General features: G+C 63.1%; 15 protein-coding genes. 8 read left to right on the top strand and 7 right to left on the bottom strand.

Annotated elements, in window-relative coordinates:
* Window positions 1-71: 71 nt before the first annotated feature.
* Together IPM06_12670 and IPM06_12665 are read right to left on the bottom strand one after the other, a co-directional pair.
* Complete coding sequence (locus tag IPM06_12670; GenBank protein MBK8771275.1) at window positions 72-2,789, bottom strand: phosphoenolpyruvate carboxylase; 2,718 nt, start codon at window positions 2,787-2,789, stop codon at window positions 72-74.
* Between the two features lie 90 nt (window positions 2,790-2,879).
* Window positions 2,880-3,119, bottom strand: coding sequence for a hypothetical protein (locus IPM06_12665; protein MBK8771274.1), 240 nt, complete (start codon window positions 3,117-3,119; stop codon window positions 2,880-2,882).
* A 115-nt stretch (window positions 3,120-3,234) separates the two neighbouring features.
* On the opposite strand from IPM06_12665, the gene IPM06_12660 reads away from it, so the two are divergent.
* From IPM06_12660 to nhaA, 4 genes are read left to right on the top strand one after another with little or no spacing between them, the layout of a single operon-like run.
* Window positions 3,235-4,779: a winged helix-turn-helix domain-containing protein gene (locus IPM06_12660; GenBank protein ID MBK8771273.1), complete on the top strand. Its 1,545-nt coding sequence runs from the start codon at window positions 3,235-3,237 to the stop codon at window positions 4,777-4,779.
* Window positions 4,780-4,821: 42 nt separating this feature from the next.
* Complete coding sequence (locus IPM06_12655; protein ID MBK8771272.1) at window positions 4,822-6,672, top strand: ABC-F family ATP-binding cassette domain-containing protein; 1,851 nt, start codon at window positions 4,822-4,824, stop codon at window positions 6,670-6,672.
* Window positions 6,665-7,981, top strand: a complete 1,317-nt coding sequence (gene nhaD / locus IPM06_12650; GenBank protein MBK8771271.1) for a sodium:proton antiporter NhaD — start codon at window positions 6,665-6,667, stop codon at window positions 7,979-7,981. Before IPM06_12655 ends, nhaD begins: the two co-directional genes overlap by 8 nt.
* Window positions 7,965-9,137, top strand: coding sequence for a Na+/H+ antiporter NhaA (gene nhaA, locus IPM06_12645; GenBank protein ID MBK8771270.1), 1,173 nt, complete (start codon window positions 7,965-7,967; stop codon window positions 9,135-9,137). The genes nhaD and nhaA overlap by 17 nt, the downstream gene beginning before the upstream one ends.
* A 3-nt stretch (window positions 9,138-9,140) precedes the next feature.
* Here nhaA and IPM06_12640 read toward each other — a convergent pair whose 3' ends face one another.
* Both IPM06_12640 and IPM06_12635 read right to left on the bottom strand, forming a co-directional pair.
* Window positions 9,141-9,593, bottom strand: a complete 453-nt coding sequence (locus IPM06_12640; protein MBK8771269.1) for a DNA polymerase III subunit chi — start codon at window positions 9,591-9,593, stop codon at window positions 9,141-9,143.
* Window positions 9,593-11,086, bottom strand: a complete 1,494-nt coding sequence (locus IPM06_12635) for a leucyl aminopeptidase (protein MBK8771268.1) — start codon at window positions 11,084-11,086, stop codon at window positions 9,593-9,595. Before IPM06_12635 ends, IPM06_12640 begins: the two co-directional genes overlap by 1 nt.
* Before the next feature lie 818 nt (window positions 11,087-11,904).
* Here IPM06_12635 and IPM06_12630 point away from each other — a divergent pair.
* The 4 genes from IPM06_12630 to rsmA are packed head-to-tail and all read left to right on the top strand — an operon-like array spanning window position 11,905 to window position 16,406.
* Window positions 11,905-13,578 (top strand): LPS-assembly protein LptD, encoded by a 1,674-nt coding sequence (locus tag IPM06_12630; GenBank protein MBK8771267.1) that lies wholly within the window; start codon window positions 11,905-11,907, stop codon window positions 13,576-13,578.
* A gap of 20 nt (window positions 13,579-13,598) precedes the next feature.
* Window positions 13,599-14,576, top strand: coding sequence for a hypothetical protein (locus IPM06_12625; GenBank protein ID MBK8771266.1), 978 nt, complete (start codon window positions 13,599-13,601; stop codon window positions 14,574-14,576).
* Entirely contained in the window at window positions 14,566-15,579 is a 1,014-nt protein-coding gene (pdxA, locus tag IPM06_12620; GenBank protein ID MBK8771265.1) for a 4-hydroxythreonine-4-phosphate dehydrogenase PdxA, read from the top strand. The genes IPM06_12625 and pdxA overlap by 11 nt, the downstream gene beginning before the upstream one ends.
* The gene (gene rsmA, locus IPM06_12615) at window positions 15,576-16,406 is read left to right on the top strand and encodes a 16S rRNA (adenine(1518)-N(6)/adenine(1519)-N(6))-dimethyltransferase RsmA (GenBank protein MBK8771264.1); all 831 of its coding nucleotides are present in this window, start codon (window positions 15,576-15,578) and stop codon (window positions 16,404-16,406) included. Before pdxA ends, rsmA begins: the two co-directional genes overlap by 4 nt.
* 62 nt (window positions 16,407-16,468) lie before the next feature.
* On the opposite strand, the gene gmk is transcribed toward rsmA, so the two are convergent.
* The 3 genes from gmk to mltG form a co-directional block, all read right to left on the bottom strand.
* Window positions 16,469-17,110: a guanylate kinase gene (gene gmk / locus IPM06_12610; protein MBK8771263.1), complete on the bottom strand. Its 642-nt coding sequence runs from the start codon at window positions 17,108-17,110 to the stop codon at window positions 16,469-16,471.
* A 4-nt stretch (window positions 17,111-17,114) separates the two neighbouring features.
* Entirely contained in the window at window positions 17,115-18,002 is an 888-nt protein-coding gene (locus IPM06_12605; GenBank protein MBK8771262.1) for a YicC family protein, read from the bottom strand.
* Between the two features lie 99 nt (window positions 18,003-18,101).
* Window positions 18,102-19,484 (bottom strand): endolytic transglycosylase MltG, encoded by a 1,383-nt coding sequence (mltG, locus tag IPM06_12600; protein ID MBK8771261.1) that lies wholly within the window; start codon window positions 19,482-19,484, stop codon window positions 18,102-18,104.
* Between the last annotated feature and the right edge of the window lie 20 nt (window positions 19,485-19,504).

Below are 19,504 nucleotides of genomic sequence, written 5' to 3'. Positions count from 1 at the left end.
ATCACTGGTTAGGATTTCAGGGCAAATACGGTTTAATTTTGCAGGGTGCGGGCGCCTTCCCGCGCCGACGCCTATCCCGTCCAGCCCAGGCCTGCGGCCACGCAATTCATGGTCATGAGCAGCGGCATGTTGAGGGCATCCTTGCCCTTTTCCTCGCGGGTCTGACGCAGCAATTGTACCTGCCAAAGGTTCGCCTGGTCGACCATGGGCCGGATGCGTTCGAAGCGGCGGCGGAAATTCTGGAAGCGTTCGCAGAGCATTTTGCCGCCAGTCAGTTCCAGTACCACCTTCGAGGTGCGCCGGTGTTCGTGGCGGATGAGAGCGAAGAGCCGTTCCGCGTCGTTGCGCGTCGGCACCAGTCCGGCATAGCGCTCGGCCACGCCCATGTCGGCGAGGAAGAGGGACTTCTCCACCTCCTCCACCGCGAGGCGGAAGCCGGTCGATTTGGCGAACATCTGGCGCAGCAGCTTCAGCCCGGCATCACCCCGCGCCGAGAGGAAATCATCGAGCGCGTAGCCCAGTCCATACCAACCCGTGAGCAGGTGGCGATTCTGGCTCCAGGCGAAGACCCAGGGAATGGCGCGGAGATCGGAGATGCCACGGGCGCCAAAGCGGCGCGACGGACGCGAACCGATCTTGAGAAGCGCCAGTTCTTCCACGGGGCTCGCCGACTGGAAATAGGTAATAAGAGCCGGGTCTTCCGCGAGCTTGCGGTAAGCCTTGAACGAGAGCCGCGCGATCTCCTCCACCGCCGCCTGCTGCTCCGGGATCACGCGGAATTCGGGCGCATCCGCGGACTTCAGCGTATGCAACAGGACGCTGGAGGTGAGGACTTCGAGGTTGTTGAGCGCCGTGCCGCGATTGGCGAACTTGGAGGACACGACTTCGCCCTGCTCGGTCACGCGCATGTGCCCGCCGATCGAGCCTGCGGGCTGCGCGGCGATGGCGCGACCCGTGGGGGCGCCGCCGCGCGACACCGATCCGCCGCGGCCATGGAAGAAGCTGAGGGGAATGCCCTGCTCGCGGCCGATGGCGATGAGGCTGCGCTGAGCCTCAAACAGTTCGAAACTCGCGGCAAAGAAGCCGCCGTCCTTGTTCGAGTCGGAATAGCCCAGCATGATTTCCTGCGTGCCGCCGTTTGCGGCAACGGAGGAGCGCACCAGGGGCTGCGAGAGGAGTTCGCGCATGATTGCCGGTGCGGCGCGGAGGTCTTCGATGGTTTCAAACAGCGGTACCACGCGGATGCGGCAAATCTCGCGCGCCGTGGGATCAGAAAACAGGCCGCAATATTTCGCGAGCAGATAGAGTCCGAGGACGTCGTCCGCGGTCTGCGTCATGGACAGGATGAACGTACCGATGGAGGCGGGATCAGGACCATCGAGCGTTTCGCGAACCAGTGTCAGAAGCACCAGCAGTTCGGTCGCTTCTTCCGAGGTGTTCATGAATTGCGGGAGGAAACCCAGCGGTTTCTCCAGTTCGCTGGCAATCCATGCACTCCACGCGCGCGTTCCGGGCGTTGGCGCTTCCTTGGCCAGCGGGTTGAGCTTCAGCCAGATCTCACCCAGCACGCGATTGATCACGGTGGTGTTCTGGCGGAGGTCGAGGCTTGCCGTGCGGAAGCCAAAAATCTCCGCTTCCCAGCGCAGTGGCCGCAACAGGCCGGTGGCAAGGCCCGGCGCTTTCATGGCGATCAGTGCTTCATCGCAGGCGGCAAGCAGGGCGCGGAATTCCGCCACGTCGGCGAAGGGCGTGGCCGTCCCTCCTCCATTGACGGTGGCAGCGAGGCGCAGGCGCATTGCGCTGAAGAACTGCCGGAAGGGTTCGGTCGGGTTACGGCCCACAATGGCGGATTTTTCGCCGGAGGCTTCCAGCTGCGTATCGATGATGGACTGAAAGCCGGAGGGCAAGGCGATCTCATAAGCACTGATGGAAATCAGGCGCGCCAGTTCCTGAAGCCGCGCATCGAGTCGATGGACTGCGGCGAGCCGGTTCTCGCGGAGCGCCGCGCGCGTTGTGGAGACGGTGACAAACGGGTTGCCATCGCGGTCTCCGCCGATCCACGAGGAGTAGCGGAGCGGTGCCTTCACGCCATCGCGGGGCAACTCCGGATAGTGGCGATTGATCGCATTCTGCAAGAGTTCGCAAATCACCGGCGTGCGGTCGAACAGCGCTTCACGGAAGAAGTGCAAGCCCCACGAGACCTCGCTCTCGACTGTCGGCTTCTCGATGCGGATTTCGCCGGTGAGCCACAGCAGGTCGATTTCGTTCTTGAGGGCGGCGAGAAGGTTGTCGCGCTCGCGCGGAGTCCAGCGCGGACTCTCCAGTTCGTAGAGCTTGAGATAAATGCGGCGATGGATTTCGAGAACGGTGACGCGCTTGGCCTCTGTCGGGTGCGCGGTGATGGTGGGGCCGACCGTGAGATTGGAAAGAACCCGCGCCACGGTTTCGGGAGCCACGCCTGCCGCCGCCACCTGGGCCACAGCATGAGAAAATGAGCCGATCACCTCATCCGGCCCGCCCTGCTTTTCGATGTCGCGGCGGTTGCGGATGCTGGCGTTTTCTTCGGCGATGTTCATCAGTTGCAGCCAGATGCCGATGGCCTGCAGGGCGTGCTCCACCAGCCGGTCAGGAATGGCGGCGGCTGCGTCCGGATTGTCGAGGATCGGCAACACCTCCGGTTCGCGCGTTTTGATCACTTGACGGAGAAGGTCACGGAGAGTCGCCGTGATTTCGATAATGTATGTGGCGTCCTCTGCGGCGGCGGCAGGGGGCGGGGAGCGGCGGTCTATCACGTGCGGATTCCTGATGGGCGTACCTCAGGCTTGTGCAACGCAACATGAATTGAGTCAATGCACGTTCCGCGCCTCCTGTGCTGCCATTCAGATGCGGCGGAGGAGTTGCCGCTCGAAGGCCTGTTGTTCTGGTGAGCGACGCGCGGAGTCGCCACGCAACGGGGATTCGTCACGCAGGCCGGCATCATGTTGCAAGTGGGCATTGAGGTGGTGCGCCCCGGTGCTCCGGAAATTTTCGAAGGTGCGCAGCACGTCGGTGCCAACCTTCCGCGTTGCAACCAGCAGGGACAGAGGGGCGTGGCGGGCCTGTGAAAGATTGATGAACACGGGCGTTCTCCTGTGAAGCTGTTGCGATGCCTGGAGATTGACGCGGTGAGCCCGGCAAGTATCGAGGCCCGCCCGAAGAGTTCCGAAAACTTCCGAAATCCGTTATGGACCTCTGATGGCAGACCAGGACCTCCGCTTCGGACGTTTCGCCGTGGATGCAGAGCGCAAGCTGTTGCTGGAGAACGGCAAGCCCGTGGCAGTGGGGGCAAGAGGCGTGGCCTTGCTGGAAGGCCTGCTCCGCGCCGAGGGCAAGCCGGTCAGCAAATCCGAACTCATGGACATCGCCTGGCCCGGACAGACGGTAGAGGAAAGCAATCTCTCCGTGCAGATTGCAGGCCTGCGAAAGGTGCTCGGAGTCAATCCCGGCGGAGAGGACTGGATCGCCACCATCGCGCGCGTTGGCTATCGCTTTCAGGCAGACGCCGGAGCGAGCAAGAGTGATGCGGAGTCGGGGAGGCCGGCAACCAGCGACATGACGAAGCCGTCGCTCGCCGTCATGGCTTTCACCAATCTTTCGTCGGACCCCGAACAGGCCTTCTTCGCAGATGGCATGACCGAGGACATCATCGGAGCACTGTCCCGTATCGGGGAGTTGTTCGTTGTCTCGCGCAGTTCCAGCTTTGCCCTGAAAGGCCAGGCCATGCCGCCCCGGGAAGCAGCCGCTCAACTCGGCGTCCGCTATGTGCTGGAAGGGAGTGTGCGCCCCTCTACCAAGCGCGTGCGGGTGACGGCGCAACTCACCGATTGCCGCTCCGGTGCCACCATCTGGGCAGACCGCTACGAGAGTGCTGCCGAAGACATCTTCGACATGCAGGACACGATCACCCATGATATCGCACAGGCGCTGCATGTGACGCTCTCCATGGGGGAAGCGGGCCGCTTGTGGGAAGGGCAGACGAAGAGCTTGCGGGCCTGGGAGAAAGCCATTCTCGGCAGCCAGGCCTTTCACCGCTACTCCAAGGCCGATGCCGATGATGCACGCCGCCTGCTGGAGGAAGCCGTCGCTATCGATCCCACGTTCTACGGAGCGATCGGCTTTCTTGGCATCGTGCACTATTGGGAAGCGCGCTACATCATGTCGATCGAACGAGCCTACGCGATTGCCCACGCGCAAGCCTGTGCCGACAAAATGGAAGCGGCCGATCCGTCGCTCAGCCAGTTGTTCACGCTCAAGTCCTGCATCGCCTTCCTGCACGGGCAGCATGACGAGGCGATCCGCCTGGGCGCCATGTCAGTGAGCCGGTCTCCGAGTGACTCGCGGGCCAATGGTTTTCTCGGCATGTTCCAGATGTATGCAGGCGACTTGCTCGCCGCGCAGGTCTCCATGCAACTGGCGTCACGTCATTCGCCGATCCGGCCGACCTATCTCTATTACTATCCCGCGCTCATTCACATGTGGCTGGGGCATCACGACAAGGCGCTGGAACTGGCTCTCGAAAACAGCAGGCTTCAGTTGAGTGAGGCCTATACGCAAGCCTGCCTCGCGGCAGTGCACATGTTCCGGGGCGAGACCGGCGATGCAAAGCGCGCTGTTGCAAGCCTCCTCGATACAACGCCGGCCTTCAGCTGCGCCAATATCCGCTATTCGGAACTCTACCGCGACCCGTCGCAGTTGGACCGGCTTGTCGCGGCGCTCAGGGCCGCCGGATTGCCGGATTAGAACCATTTGCCGTTGCCCCTTCTCCTCGCGTAAAGGGGCGCCATGTTGAATGTTCAGGGCATCACCTATCGCATCGCCGGGCGCTTGCTCCTGGACGATGCGGGCGTCGCCATTCCCACAGGGCACCGGGTCGGGCTTGTGGGCCGCAACGGCACAGGCAAGTCCACGCTGTTCCGCATCATCCTGGGCGAACTGTCTCCGGAAACAGGGCATGTCAGCACGCTCCGCAATGCCCGCATCGGGACCGTGGCACAGGAAGCGCCGGGCGGAGAGGAGTCACTGATCGACGTGGTGCTGGCTGGCGACAGCGAACGCGCCGAGTTGCTGGCCCGGGCCGATCACGAAACGGATCCCCACACCATCGCCGAGATCCAGGCGCGGCTCATGGACATCGGTGCCCATTCCGCTCCGGCGCGTGCAGCTGCCATTCTCTCGGGCCTCGGCTTTTCGGACGATGCGATGCAGGGCCCCTGCTCCGCGCTCTCCGGCGGCTGGCGCATGCGCGTGGCGCTGGCTGCCGCGCTCTTTGGCCAGCCAGACGTGCTGCTGCTCGACGAGCCCACCAACTATCTCGATTTCGAAGGCACGGTGTGGCTCACCACCTTCCTCAAGTCCTATCCCTCCACGGTGCTGATGATCAGCCACGACCGCGATGTGCTGAACCAGGTCGTCGATGGCATCGTGCATCTCGATCAGGGCAAGCTCACGCTTTACCAGGGCAGTTATGACAGCTTCGACCGGCAGCGGCGCGAGCAGCAGGCTCTGAGCCAGAAGTTGCGCAAGAAGCAGGAAGCCCATCGCGCCCACATGCAGGCCTACGTGGACCGCTTCCGCTACAAGGCATCCAAGGCGCGGCAGGCGCAGAGCCGTTTGAAGGCGCTGGCGAAGCTCGAACCGATTGCGGAAGTGATCGAAAATCGCGTGGCGGAGTTCCACTTTCCAAATCCGGAAAAGGAGTTGGCCCCGCCGCTCGTGGCCATGGACAAGGCGGCCGTGGGTTATGAACCGGGCAAGGCCATCCTGCGCAATCTCACGCTGCGCATTGATCCGGATGACCGCATCGCGCTTTTGGGATCAAACGGCAACGGCAAGTCCACTTTCGCCAAGCTGCTCACCGGAAAGCTGAAGGCGAGCCAGGGCAGCATCGTGACGGCGCCCCGCATGAGCGTCGGCTACTTCGCGCAACACCAGATGGACGAGTTGGCGGATGGCCGCACGCCCTACGACTACATCACCGACCTGATGCCCGAGGCCTCCGTCGCCGACCGGCGCGCGCGGCTGGGTGCGGCGGGGTTCGGCGCGGCGCTGGCACAGAGCAAGTGCTTAACGCTTTCGGGCGGCGAGAAGGCACGGCTGCTGTTTCTGCTCGCCACATTCCATGCGCCGCACGTGCTGATCCTGGACGAACCGACGAACCATCTGGACATGGACAGCCGCGAAAGCCTGATCCTCGCGATCAACGATTATGCTGGCGCGGTGATCCTGATCGCGCATGACCGTCATATCGTGGAAACATGCGCCGATACGTTGTGGCTGGTGGAAAAGGGCTCTGTGAGGGTGTTCGATGGCGATCTCCAGCAATATGCCGATCAGGTGCTGAGTCAGCGCAAGGTTCTGACGCGGAGCGCGCCGCCGCCGCCCCCTGCCGCCGCGAAGCCCGCAGCGCGGCCGCAGAAATCGTTGCAGAAGCAATTGCGCGATGTTGAAGAGCGCATGGAAGCGTTGCGCGGCAAGATCACCGTGCTGGATCACGCGCTGGCGGACCACACCATCTATAAGGATGAGCCCAGGAAGGCGGCGGATTTCGCGCGGTTGCGGACCAAGCTCGCCACCGATCTCGACACGCTTGAAACGGAATGGCTGGCGCTTCACGACGAGACCGCCGATGCCTGACGCCGCGCCGGCCCTGGACCTGACACAGACGTGGGTTGGCGTGACGGCACTGGCGATCTTCGGAGTCGCCTATCTGCTGGTGATCCTTGAAGAAGCCACGCAGTTGCGCAAATCCAAGCCCGTGCTTGTGGCCGCGGGCCTCATCTGGGCGCTGATCGGCATGGCCTACACGGCCGCGGGCCAACCGGATGCCGCGCGCGCGCAAGCCGAACATACCATCTTCGAATACGGTGAACTCTTTCTCTTCTTGCTGGTCGCCATCACCTACGTGAACACGCTGGAAGAGCGGCGGGTGTTCGAGGTGGTGCGGGCGCGCCTCACCGCACGGAGCCTCAGCTACCGGCAATTGTTCTGGATCACGGGGGCGTTGGCGTTCGCGCTGTCCGGTGTGCTGGACAACCTCACGACCGCGCTGGTGATGGGATCCGTCGTGCTGGCAGTCGGCACGGCATCGCCCCGTTTCGTCACGCTGGCCTGCATCAGCGTCGTCGTCGCGGCCAATGCGGGCGGCGCCTTCACGCCTTTCGGCGACATCACCACGCTCATGGTGTGGCAGAAGGGCAAGGTCTCATTCTTCGAATTCTTCGCGCTGTTCGGTCCCGCCCTCGTGAACTGGCTGGTGCCGGCTGTCGCCCTCCATTTCGCCCTGCCCGCCGACAAGCCGCCGCCCGCGCGCGAGCTTGTGGCGATGAAACCCGGTGCCCGTGGCGTGATCGTGCTCTTCGCACTCACCATCGCCACGGCCGTGGCCTTCCGCAACTTCCTCGGGCTGCAACCGGCGCTGGGCATGATGCTGGGGCTCGGCTACCTGCAAATCTGGTCCTACATCCTGCAACAGCGCGGCAAGCGGTCCGAGAATACCGACATGGTGTTGAACTCCTTCCGCCAGATCGAGCGCATCGAATGGGACACGCTGCTCTTCTTCTTCGGCATCATCTTTGCCGTAGGTGGCCTTGGCGTGATGGGCTATCTCGCGCTCATCAACGAGCATCTTTACGGCGCATGGGGCAACACGGCGGCCAATGTGACCGTGGGGCTGCTGTCATCGGTGCTCGACAACATTCCGATCATGTTCGCGGTGCTCACCATGGACCCGCAGATGAGTCACGGTCAGTGGCTTCTGGTGACGCTGACCGCAGGTGTGGGGGGAAGCCTCCTGTCCATCGGTTCGGCCGCAGGCGTGGCCCTGATGGGGTTGGCGCAGGGGAACTACACCTTCTCCCACCACCTCCGGTGGACTTGGGCGATTGCGCTTGGCTATGCTGCCAGCATTGTTGCCCATTTGGTGATCAATGCCGCGAAGTTCTGAAAACGTCTCCCGTATCCGCCAGTTCATCGAACACGAGGCGACAGGAGGCATCATCCTGGCCTGTGCCGCACTGGTGGCGATCCTGCTCGTCAATTTCGGACTGAATGACGCCTACCATCACCTGCTGGAAGAGCGCGTGCGAATCGGCATCGGCAGCCTGACGCTCGACAAGTCGCTGCACCATTTCATCAACGACGGCCTGATGGCGGTGTTCTTTTTCCTCGTGGGACTGGAGATCAAGCGTGAAGTGCTTGAGGGCAACCTCTCATCGCCCTCGCAGATTGTCCTTCCTGCCGTGGCCGCACTCGGCGGCATTGCTGTTCCATCCGGACTTTATGCCTTCATCAACTGGGGCAACGCCGCCACCATTGGTGGCTGGGCCATTCCAGCAGCGACCGACATTGCCTTCGCCCTTGGCGCGCTGGCCCTGCTTGGCGTGCGTGCGCCACTCTCGCTCAAGATATTCCTGCTCACGCTGGCAACCTTCGACGACCTGGCAGCCATCATCATCATCGCCCTGTTTTACACGAGCCAACTCTCCATCGTCGCACTTGCCGGCGCGCTGGCCGTTCTGGCGGCGCTCTTCGCCTACAACCGGATGGGTGGCGGACGCACCGGCATCTTCATCCTGGGCGGCATCCTCATGTGGCTGTTCGTGCTGAAATCGGGCGTGCATGCCACGCTTGCAGGGGTGGCGCTGGGGCTGCTCATTCCACTGAAGCGCGGGGATGGCACGTCGCCGTTGCACGAGCTTGAACACGGCCTACACCCATATGTGAAATTCGCCATCCTGCCGCTGTTTGCCTTTGCCAATGCGGGACTTCCGCTCGATGGATTCTCGCTCGCAAACCTGGCGCAGCCGCTGCCGTTCGGCATCATTGCCGGGCTGACGCTCGGCAAGCCGGTGGGCATCATGCTGGCGGTGCTGCTCCTCGTCGGCACGAAACTTGCGAAGCTGCCGGAGGGCGTAAACTGGCGCTACATGCTGGGCGTCTCGTGCCTTGCCGGAATCGGTTTCACCATGAGCCTGTTCATCGGCTCCCTCGCCTTCGCCGATGCCGGCCTCAACGCTGAAGTGCGCGTCGGAGTCGTCGCCGCCTCCCTCCTCTCCATGGCCTTGGGCCTCGGCATCATGTGGCCGGGGAAGGTGCGCTGAGGTTTAGCCCGCCTGGTTCTGCCAGCGGCCGGTGTCGTCCTGCTTCCAGTAGCTGATGGTGTGGCCGTCAGCTTTCAGGCGGCGCCACAGGGTGCGGGCCCGATCGATTGAACCTGCGTCGTTGCCATCGAAGAGGATGCTGGCACGGGCGAGGCCGTCCATGTTTTCGGGTTCGCTGCCGCCGATGAAGAAGCGATAGCCCGCGTTGCCGGGATTTTCCGGGCCGGTCGCGAGATAGATTGGCTGGTGCTGCGGCATGGGTGTGTTGCTGTCGCCATGGGCGAGAAAGGTCACATCCTCGAAGGCCCAGAGTTTTTCGGAGATCAGCTTGAGCATCCCGGCATCGCCTGATTGCACCGCGAGGCGAAGCCCGCGCTGCAGGCCGCGCGCCAGCAGGCCCGGCAGCACGTTCTCCACCGGCTCACGTTCGAGATGATAGAACCAGACCTCCGCCATCAGCCTTCGTAGTGCCGTGCGACGAGATCGTTCAACAAACGGACGCCCCAGCCCGACGACCAGCCCTGGCTCAGCGGCGTCTTGGTGGAATCCATGGCCGTGCCTGCCACATCCAAATGCGCCCACGGCACATTGTTCACGAAGCGCTGGAGGAATTGCGCCGCCGTGATGGCGCCGCCAAAACGCCCGCCGATATTCTTCATGTCGGCCACATCGTGCTCGATCAGCTTGTCGTATTCCGGGGCGAGCGGCATGCGCCACACCTTTTCGCCCGTCGCCGCGCCGCTGGCGAAGAGGCGCGCCGCCAGTTCGTCATTGTTGCAGAACATGCCGGCAAATTCCTTGCCCAGCGCCACCATCATGGCGCCGGTGAGCGTTGCAAGGTTCACCATAAACTTCGGCTTGAAGCGGTCCTGGATGTACCAGAGCACATCAGCGAGGACGAGGCGTCCTTCGGCATCGGTGTTGAGCACGGCGATGGTCTGGCCCGACATGGACTTGACGATGTCGCCCGGACGCTGCGCCTTGCCGTCGATGGCGTTCTCCACCAGGCCGATGGCGCCCACAACGTTGCACTTCGCCTTGCGCCGCGCCAGCGCGAGCATGAGGCCCGTGACGGCGGCGGCACCCGCCATGTCACCCTTCATGTCTTCCATGCCGGCCGCAGGCTTGATGGAGACGCCGCCCGTATCAAAGGTTACGCCCTTGCCGATGAAGGCGAGTGGCGCGTCTGTCTTCTTGCCGCCGTTCCAGCGCATGACGACGAGCCGCGCCTCATGGTCGGATCCTTGCGCCACGCCGAGAAGGGCATGCATGCCGAGCTTCTTCATCTGGGCGGGCGTTAGCACCTCGACCTCAAGTCCCGCTTTTGCGAGAGCCTTGGCACGCGCGGCGAACTCCACCGGGAAAAGCACGTTGGCGGGTTCGTTGACGAGGTCGCGGGCGAGATGATTGCCCTCGCGGATCGCCGCGAAAGGGGCAAATGCCTTGCGGGCCGCCGCCGCATCCGGGCACATCACCGAGAGTGCACTGAGTGTCGTGGACTTGCCATTGCCCTTCGTCTTGTACGCGGTGAAGCCATAGCAGCGGAGCGCCGCACCCGAAGCCAGATGAGCCGCCGATGCCGCTGAGGTGACCGCCGTCACATCATGCAGAGGGGCGACGGTGGCCGACTTTGCCTTGATGGCCTGCAGGGTGCCGGCGATTGCGCCGCCCAGGAGTTCCAGTTCCCGCGCCGTCAGCGCTTCGGGTTTGCCCAGTCCCATGAGAATCAGCCGGTCAATACCTGCCCCCGGCGCCACCAGGTCGAGCACCTGTTCCTTCTTGCCCTCGAAGCCCGCCGCCTTCATGGCGCGGGTGACGTGGCCGTGGGCTGCCTTGTCCAGCTGCGCGGCCATGGGGCCAAGGGCAGCGCCTTCGCCCGCAAATGCCACAAGGATGCCCGCCTTGGGCAGGGCTGGACGGTCGAAGGAAAGTTTCAGAGTTGAATTCATGGGGGATTTTCCAGTGTCGGAGGATTCTGTTGTCCCCTCCGGCTTAGCGGGGCCGGGGGCGAACGGCAACCGAGCCGGCTTGCAGGGGTGGGTGGCAAAGGGTTAACCACGTTTGCGCGCTGCCCCAATCGGGCCATGACGCCGCCCCATGCCCACGTTATCCCACCACAATTCCGCGCTTCCCCACGGGGGGGAAATCCGTTAATACTTTGTAACTGTTCGTGAATGGCTGGGAACTCGGTGTTGCGCAAATCTTTGGCCCCTCAGGTTGACCTGACGGACCTCCGGGCTCTTCTGCTCCGGGGCGCGGCCAGCGCATGTGTGGTTCTTGCAACCACGTTTCTCACGACCCCTGCGCAGGCCATCGAAGAGTTGCCTTTCATCAAGCCGGTGACGCAGGAACCGGCCGCTGGCACACCCGCGGACTTCTCTGCCTCCCGCGTGACCTACGATCCCCGCACCAAGATTGCGACGGCGGAAGGCAGTGTACGGATCATTTACGGACCCTACGTCCTCAACGCCAGCAAGGTGATCTTCAACGAGAAAACCGGGGCCTTCAAGGCAAACGGGTCCGTGGAATTGCGCGAGCCGAACGGCAACGTGATGACGGCGGCCACCCTTGAGTTGCGTAACCGATTCAAGGAAGCCTTCGCCGCACATGTGAAGGCGCTCCTCACCAACAACGTCACCATCACCGCGCGCTATGCGCGCCGCAGGCTGACGGCATCTCGATCTTCGAGGATGCGAGCTACACCGCCTGTTACGATTGCCACACGAAGAACGGTGAACCGCTGTGGGAACTGCGCTCGGATGAAACGGTGCATGACAGCAAGGAACACATGCTGCATCACACGAACCCGCGCCTGCGCATTGCTGGCCACACGGTTGTGCAGGTGCCGCACTGGTCGCACCCGGATCCTTCCGTCAAGCGCAAGACGGGCTTCCTTGCACCGAAATTCGTGCATGGCCATGCCTACGGCCTTGGCGTGGAGACGCCCTATTTCATCGTGACGGCGCCCAACAGCGATATCACGCTGCGTCCCCGTCTCACCACCAAGCAGGGTCCGGTGGCCGATGTGGAGTGGCGGCACCGTCTCGCTTCCGGTCAATACAATATTCGCGGTTATGGCGTTTATCAGTTGAGCCCCGGCGAGACCTCCGACAAGTCCGATTGGCGTGGCGCAGTGCGTTCGCGCGGCGAGTTTGCGCTGAACGACCGCTGGTCCTGGGGCTGGGATGGCACGGCCACCAGCGACAAGGAATTCCTCGACGAATATGATTTCGACGACCGTGACATTGCCCAGAGCGATGTGCATGTGCGCGGACTGTGGGACCGCACCTACGTCAACGCGCAGGTCATGAACTTCCAGTCGTTGTCCGACGAGATCAGCCAGGATACGCTCCCCTCGCTGCCTTATGTTTCAGGCGAAACATTCTTCGGCGACCAGATCCTGGGAGGCGAGTTGAGCTTCAAGTGGAGCAGCTACGCACTCTGGCGCAATGATGCGAACACGCCCTTCACCGATGTGGACCACGGTACGCAGCAAACCCGCGCAGTGGGCGAAATGCGCTGGCAGCGCCAGATGATCAGCGATGCGGGTCTGGTGATGACGCCCTTCGGGCGTGTCCGCAGCGACGTGACCTTCAACGAGAATGTGCCCGGTGCCGATGACAGCGACGAGACTGTGGCCCGGGTGCTGCCTTCGGCTGGTTTCGACATGCGCTATCCGTTCATGGCGAATTATGCCTACGGCCAGAGCATCTTCTCGCCTGTCTTCCAGATCGTTGCGGCGACGGATGAAACGGACACGGCGAGCATCGGCAACGAAGATGCCATCACGCTGAACTTCGATCATACCAGCCTGTTCCTGGAAGACCGCTTCACCGGGCTTGACCGCTATGAGGGCGGCACGCGGGCCAATGCGGGCATCACCTATTCGTTCCTCGGGGCCAATGGCGGCTTCGTGCGGGCCAGCGCCGGCGAATCTTTCCACATCGCGGGAGAAAACAGCTTCGTCACGGGCTCGGGCCTCGAAGGTAGCCAATCCGATCTCGTGGGCGCCCTCACCTTCCAACCCTGGGATGAACTCAACCTGAGCTATGAAATCCGGGCCGAGGAAGATCTTTCGCGCATCAACCGCCAGGAGGCACTGGCCAGCCTCACTTTGGACGATTTTTCAGCCGACATCGCCTATGCCTTCATCAACCAGGAACCGGCCTATGGCCGTTTGCTGGATGAACAGTGGGTTCAGGCCAACGCCCGTATCGGCCTGAAAGACGGCTGGTATCTCTTCGGCGGCGCGCGCTACGACATCGAAACGTCGGATGTGGACTGGCGCACGATTGGCCTGGAGTTCGATTGCCAGTGCATGAACTTCAAGGTTGCCTACACGGGCAAGGATGATGACACGACCAATCAAACGGATCACCGCATCATGATGTCGATTGATCTCGCCACACTTGGCGGCACCAGTGTGTCGGCAGGTTTCTGAACTCCCTTCCGGACCCGCTGATGAGCCGCACCCTTCGCATGCTTCTGATGACCTTTGCCCTGTGCCTGACGGCGGCAGCCGCCGTTGCGCAGGACCAGAAGGTTCTCGTCACCGTCAACGACCAGCCGATCACCAGCTTCGACGTGGATGCGCGCATCAACATGTGGAAGCTGATGGCGGGCGGCGCGAAGCTGTCGCGCAAGCAGGCACTCAACGCCATCATCAACGACATCGCCAAGATCGAAGAAGCGAAGAAGTACAAGGCCGACGCAAGCGACAAGGATGTCGACGAGCGGTTGGACAAGGTGGCACAGGGTCTGAAGACCGACGCGGCCGGCCTCAAGGGCAAACTCAAGGCGCAAGGCGTCTCCATGAGCGTGCTGCGCCAATATCTCTCGGCTCAGATTGCCTTCGGCCGCCTGCTCAACGGCAAGTACAAGGAACGTGTGCAGGTCAGCGAAGAAGACGTGGATGCCAAGATGGCGACCATCAAGTCGGACGTGAACAGGCAACTGGCAAAGATCAAGGCTGATCCGCGCATGCAGCCCGTGACCGTGATGGAAATTCTCGAAATCAATTTCCCTGTGGACAGCCCCGACCTGTTGCAGGCGCGCGCGGCAGACGTTGCGCTCTATGCCTCGCGCTTCAAGGGCTGCGCCTCGGCGCGCTCTGCTGCCTCCGGAATCTTCAACGTGAAGGTGGGCAAGAAAATCGAGGCGGATGGCCGTCGCGTGCCGCCGCAGTTGAAGAAGGAATTCGCCAAGGCTGGTCCGGGCAAGGCCATCGGCCCCTTCCGCTCGCCCAAGGGCCTGCAGCTCTGGGGCTATTGTGGCTCGCGCAAGATCACGCCGCCCATGCCCAAGGCGCAGATGCCGACACGCGACCAGATCAAGGCCGCGCTGGTGAACGAGAAATATGATGGCATCGAAGCCAAATACAGCGCGCTGATGCGCAAGGGTCTGCTGATCGAATACCGCGATCCGTCGTATGCCGAATAAGCCGCTTGTCCTGACCCCGGGTGAGCCCGGCGGTGTTGGGCCTGAAATCACCGCGAAGGCCTGGGCGGCTCTCCGCCACGATGCCACCCTTGCCTTCTGCCTGATTGGCGATGCGGACCTGCTGCAAGAGCGTTGTGTGGCAGCCCATCTTCCTGTTGCCCTGCGCACAATTTCGTCGTTGGCGGAAGCACCCTCCTGCTTTTCTGACGCTCTTCCCATCCTGCACCGGCCACTGACGGCACAACCGGTGTGCGGCGCATTTCGCCCGGAGACGGCGCCGTGGGTGATCGCGGCCATCGATGAAGCGGTGGAGGCCTGCATGTCCGGCGCTGCGTCAGGCATGGTCACGTGCCCGATCCAGAAGGAAGCGCTATACGCTGCCGGCTTCACGCACCAGGGCCACACGGACTATCTCGCCCATCTGGCTCAGCAACGCGGGCATGTGGTGCATGAAGTAATGATGCTGGTGGGCGGCGGACTGCGCGCCGTCCCGGTGACGGTGCACATCGCGCTCAAGGATGTGCCACTGCACCTCAGCGGTGATGCCATCATGGCGCAGGCGCGCGTCGTACATGACGCATTGAAGACGCAGTTCGGCATCGCCGCGCCGCGGATCGCCGTCACGGGCCTCAATCCCCATGCGGGCGAGAACGGCGCCATGGGGCGAGAGGAGATCGACACCATCATTCCCGCCATCGCGCGTCTGAAGCAGGACGGACTGGACGTGCGGGGACCGCTCCCCGCCGACACCGCCTTTTTCCCCCAGGAGAGGGCGCGCTATGACGCCATTCTCTGCATGTATCACGACCAGGCGTTGATCCCCGTGAAGACACTGGATTTCCACGGCGGCGTGAACGTGACGCTGGGCCTGCCCTTCATCCGTACCTCGCCGGACCACGGAACGGCGCTGGGGCTTGCGGGCACAGGCACCGCCCATGCCGAAAGCCTGATCGCCGCCCTTACGCTGGCTCGCGACATGGCGCGGCACAGCCAGCAGCCATGACGACCGACGACGGCCTGCCGCCGCTCCGCGAGGTGATCGAGGCCCATGGACTCGCCGCCAAGAAATCACTCGGCCAGAATTTCCTGTTCGACCTGAACCTCACGCGCCGCATTGCGCGGACGGCGGCACCCTTCGAGGGTTTCACGATCGTCGAAATCGGGCCGGGGCCTGGTGGCCTTACACGTGCGCTCCTGATGGAGGGCGCGAAGCAGGTGATCGCGGTGGAGCGGGACCAGCGTGCCCTCGCCGCGCTTGCGGAGATCGAGGCGGCCTATCCAGGGCGCCTCACGGTGATCGCGGGTGATGCGCTGGCAGTGAACTGGGCGTCCACCGTGCATGGTCCTGCCAAGATCGTCGCCAATTTGCCCTACAATATCGGGACGCCGCTGTTGACCGGGTGGCTGACGGAAGGACCGTGGCCGCCGTGGTTCTCCTCCCTGACGCTGATGTTCCAGAAGGAAGTGGCGGACCGCATTGCCGCGGCGCCGGGTTCCGAGCATTATGGGAGGTTGACCGTGCTGTGCCAGTGGCGTTGCACGGTGCACAAGATGTTCGACGTGCACCGCAGCGCCTTCACGCCGCCGCCCAAGGTGACCTCATCGATCGTGCAACTCCTGCCCATTGTCCCGGCCATTGCCTGCAACGTGAAAACATTGGAACGGGTGACGGCGGCGGCTTTCGGCCAACGGCGGAAGATGCTGCGGCAAAGTCTGAAATCTGTGTTCGACGTTCCCGAAGCCGTGCTGGAGCCGCTGGGCATAGCACCGACGGCGCGGGCGGAAGAATTGACCGTGGCCGATTTTGCACGGCTTGCCCTGCAGGTCTGACAGGCAGGGAGCGCTCCACCTTGCCAAGCGTCATGGCCCGCCTCAGGTGGGCAACCCAAGCGTCAAAGTTTTTTCGTCAGTCCACGGACGAATTCGCTCAATCCCAGTTGGCGGTGGCGGCGGAGGCGTTCGGCGGTCAGGATGGCCACCACCATGCGGTGGCTCTCTTCCACCTCGTCGTTGACGATGATGTAGTCGTATTCGGGCCAGTGACTGATCTCATGGCTTGCCTCGGCCATGCGCTTGGCGATGACGGTGGATGAATCCTGCGCCCGCTTGATCAGGCGCTCGCGCAGTGTATCCGCCGTGGGCGGCAGGATGAACAAGCGGACAAGGTCGTCCTTCATGTTCTCGGCGAGTTGCTGGGTGCCCTGCCAGTCGATGTCGAACAGCACATCACGTCCAGCCCTCAGCGCCTCTTCCACCGGCGCGCGGGGCGTGCCGTAGGAATTGCCGAAGACGTTGGCCCACTCCAGCAGTTCCTTCTTCTCCACCATGCCGGTGAAGCGCTCCTGCGAGATGAAGCTGTAATCCTTGCCTTCCACTTCACCGGGACGGGGTTTGCGGGTTGTCACCGAGACCGACATGGTGATGTTGCTGTCGGCTGCCAGCAGCTTGCGCGACAGCGTGGTCTTGCCCGCGCCGGAGGGCGACGACATCACGAGAAGTAGACCGCGGCGGGGAATTTGCGTCAGGGTTGCCATGCCGTCACTCAATGTTCTGAACCTGTTCGCGCATCTGGTCGATCACGGTCTTGAGGTCAAGGCCAATCGCGGTCAGGCTCTTGTCGATCGCCTTGGAACACAGCGTGTTGGCCTCGCGGTTGAATTCCTGCGCGAGGAAATCAAACTTGCGGCCCACCGGTTCACCCGCCGCCAATAGCACGCCCGCTGCTTCCACATGGGAAAACAGCCGGTCCAGTTCCTCCTGGATGTCGCTGCGGGTCGCCACCATCATGGCTTCCTGGTGCAGACGCTGCTCATCGAAGCTGGCGCCCGTCTCCATCAGGCGTGCCACCTGATCGCGCAGACGCCTGCGGATGGCATCGGGTGCGCGGGCGGGATTGTCACGCGCCGCCACGGCGAGCGCTGCGACCTTCTGCAATTGTTCCTTCAACACGGCGAGAAGCCGCTTGCCTTCCTCGGCACGTGCCGCCTGCAAGGCGATGAGGGCACGTTCAAAACTTTCCATCAGCGCCCTGTCACGCGCCGCTGCTTCCTCCTCCGAGACTTCGCTGCGCACCGGTTCCAGCACGCCACGCAAAGCCAGCAGGGATTCAGCCTGCAGGGGTGGGGCATTTATTTCGGCACGCAAGCGCCCGGCGATGGCCGTGAGTTCTGCCAGCAAGGGCTGGTTCACCGTCACCGTTTCGCGCGTGTTGCTGTTGCTCAGATTGAGGCCAACCTGAAGGTTGCCGCGCTTCATGACTTTCTGGATGCGCTGGCGCACCTCGGCATCCAGGTGTTCGAGGCCTGGCGGCAGGCGCAGGCGCACGTCCAGTGCCTTGCCGTTCACGCTCTTCAATTCCCACTGCCACGACCAATCGCCAAGGCTGCCGGAGTCACGGGCAAAGCCAGTCATGGAGGTAATCGTCATGTGGGTGTGCCCTGAATCGTTGCTCCCCCAGACTGGTAGCGCATCAGGACGTGCAAGGGAAACGCGGCACAACGCGCCCACGGCGGAGCCTGGGCGGCGTCAGGGCTTCTTCTTCTTGAGGGCGGGAATGGGCACCAGCGTATCGCCCACCTTCACAAGCGTTCCGGGTTTCAGTGCGGGCTTGGCGTCCGCAGCCGCCGCGGCGGGGTCCGGTGTTGCGGCAACGGCGGGAGCGGCCGCAGCGGTTTCACCCGCGGGAGCCGGGACAGGATCGACCGTCTTCTGGTTGGCGACGGCAGTGGCCGCTTCTTCCTCGCCCACATTCGGCAGGGCCGCCTGCTGGGCGTCCGGCTGAGCGGGTGCAGGATCGACTGCCGCGTCCGTCTCGGGTGCGGCGGGCGCAGGTGCCGGCGCGGGCGTTTGAGGCGTTCCGGCGGCGGGCTGACTTGCTTCGATGGCGCGCCATTTCTTCACGTTGGCATTGTGCTCTTCCAAGGTCGCCGCGAAGACATGCCCACCCGTGCCATCTGCCACGAAATAGAGGTCGTTGACCGGAGCGGGATTGATGACAGCTTCCATCGCATCCTTGCCGGGCGATGCAATAGGCCCGGGCGGCAGTCCGTTGATGCGGTAAGTGTTGTAGGGCGTCTCGGCCTCGATGTCGGCCTGGGTGATTGGCCGGTCCAGCCTGCCCTTGCCGGCGGCGATGCCATAGATGATGGTCGGATCGGATTGCAGGCGCATGCCCGACTTCAGGCGGTTGATGAACACCGCTGCCACGCGCGGACGTTCCTCGGGCTTGGCCGTTTCCTTTTCGACGATGGAGGCAAGCGTCACCATCTCTTCCTTCGACTTGAGAATCGAATCGGCGGGCTTGCGGGCCCACACTTCGTCGATGAGCTTGCGTTGCGCTGCGATCATCTCGTCCAGCAGTTCCTGCCGGGATTTGCCACGCGCATAAAGATAGGTGTTGGCGATGACGGCACCTTCCGGCGGAACGGCGGTCACATCGCCCGTCATCGGCTCCTGTTCGCGCAGGCGGGAGATGGCCATTTCGCTGGTCCAGCCTTCCGGCACTGTCATCTTGTAGGTGACGACCCGGCCCGAGGCCATGATGTTGAACACGTCAGCCATGGAGGCTCCGGCGGGGAACTCATATTCGCCCGCCTTCATCGAGGCACCACGATAGCCCTGCACAATCGAGGCCAGTCCCATGGTCATGGCATCGGAGACGACGCCTTTCTCCTTGAGCAGATGCGCCACCTTCATGCGGTCAAGCTGCTTGGGAACATCGACGATGGCTGATTGCGTGAGCGGACCGGGGGCGGTGTAGTTGGCGTAGAGCCAGGAACCGGCGGCCCCTGCTGCAACAGCCGTGAAGACGCCGAGCAGGATCAGCCAGCCCAGCACACGTGCGACTGCCGAGCGGCGGCGCTTTCGCTTGTCTGTATCCGGCAGTCTGATCGGTTGATCACTGGTCAATCGCGGGGCCCTCTCGACCC

It is taken from the genome of Hyphomicrobiales bacterium (assembly GCA_016710435.1).
Taxonomy (GTDB): Bacteria; Pseudomonadota; Alphaproteobacteria; order Rhizobiales; family Aestuariivirgaceae; genus Aestuariivirga.
This window is presented reverse-complemented; position numbering and strand designations above follow the sequence as displayed.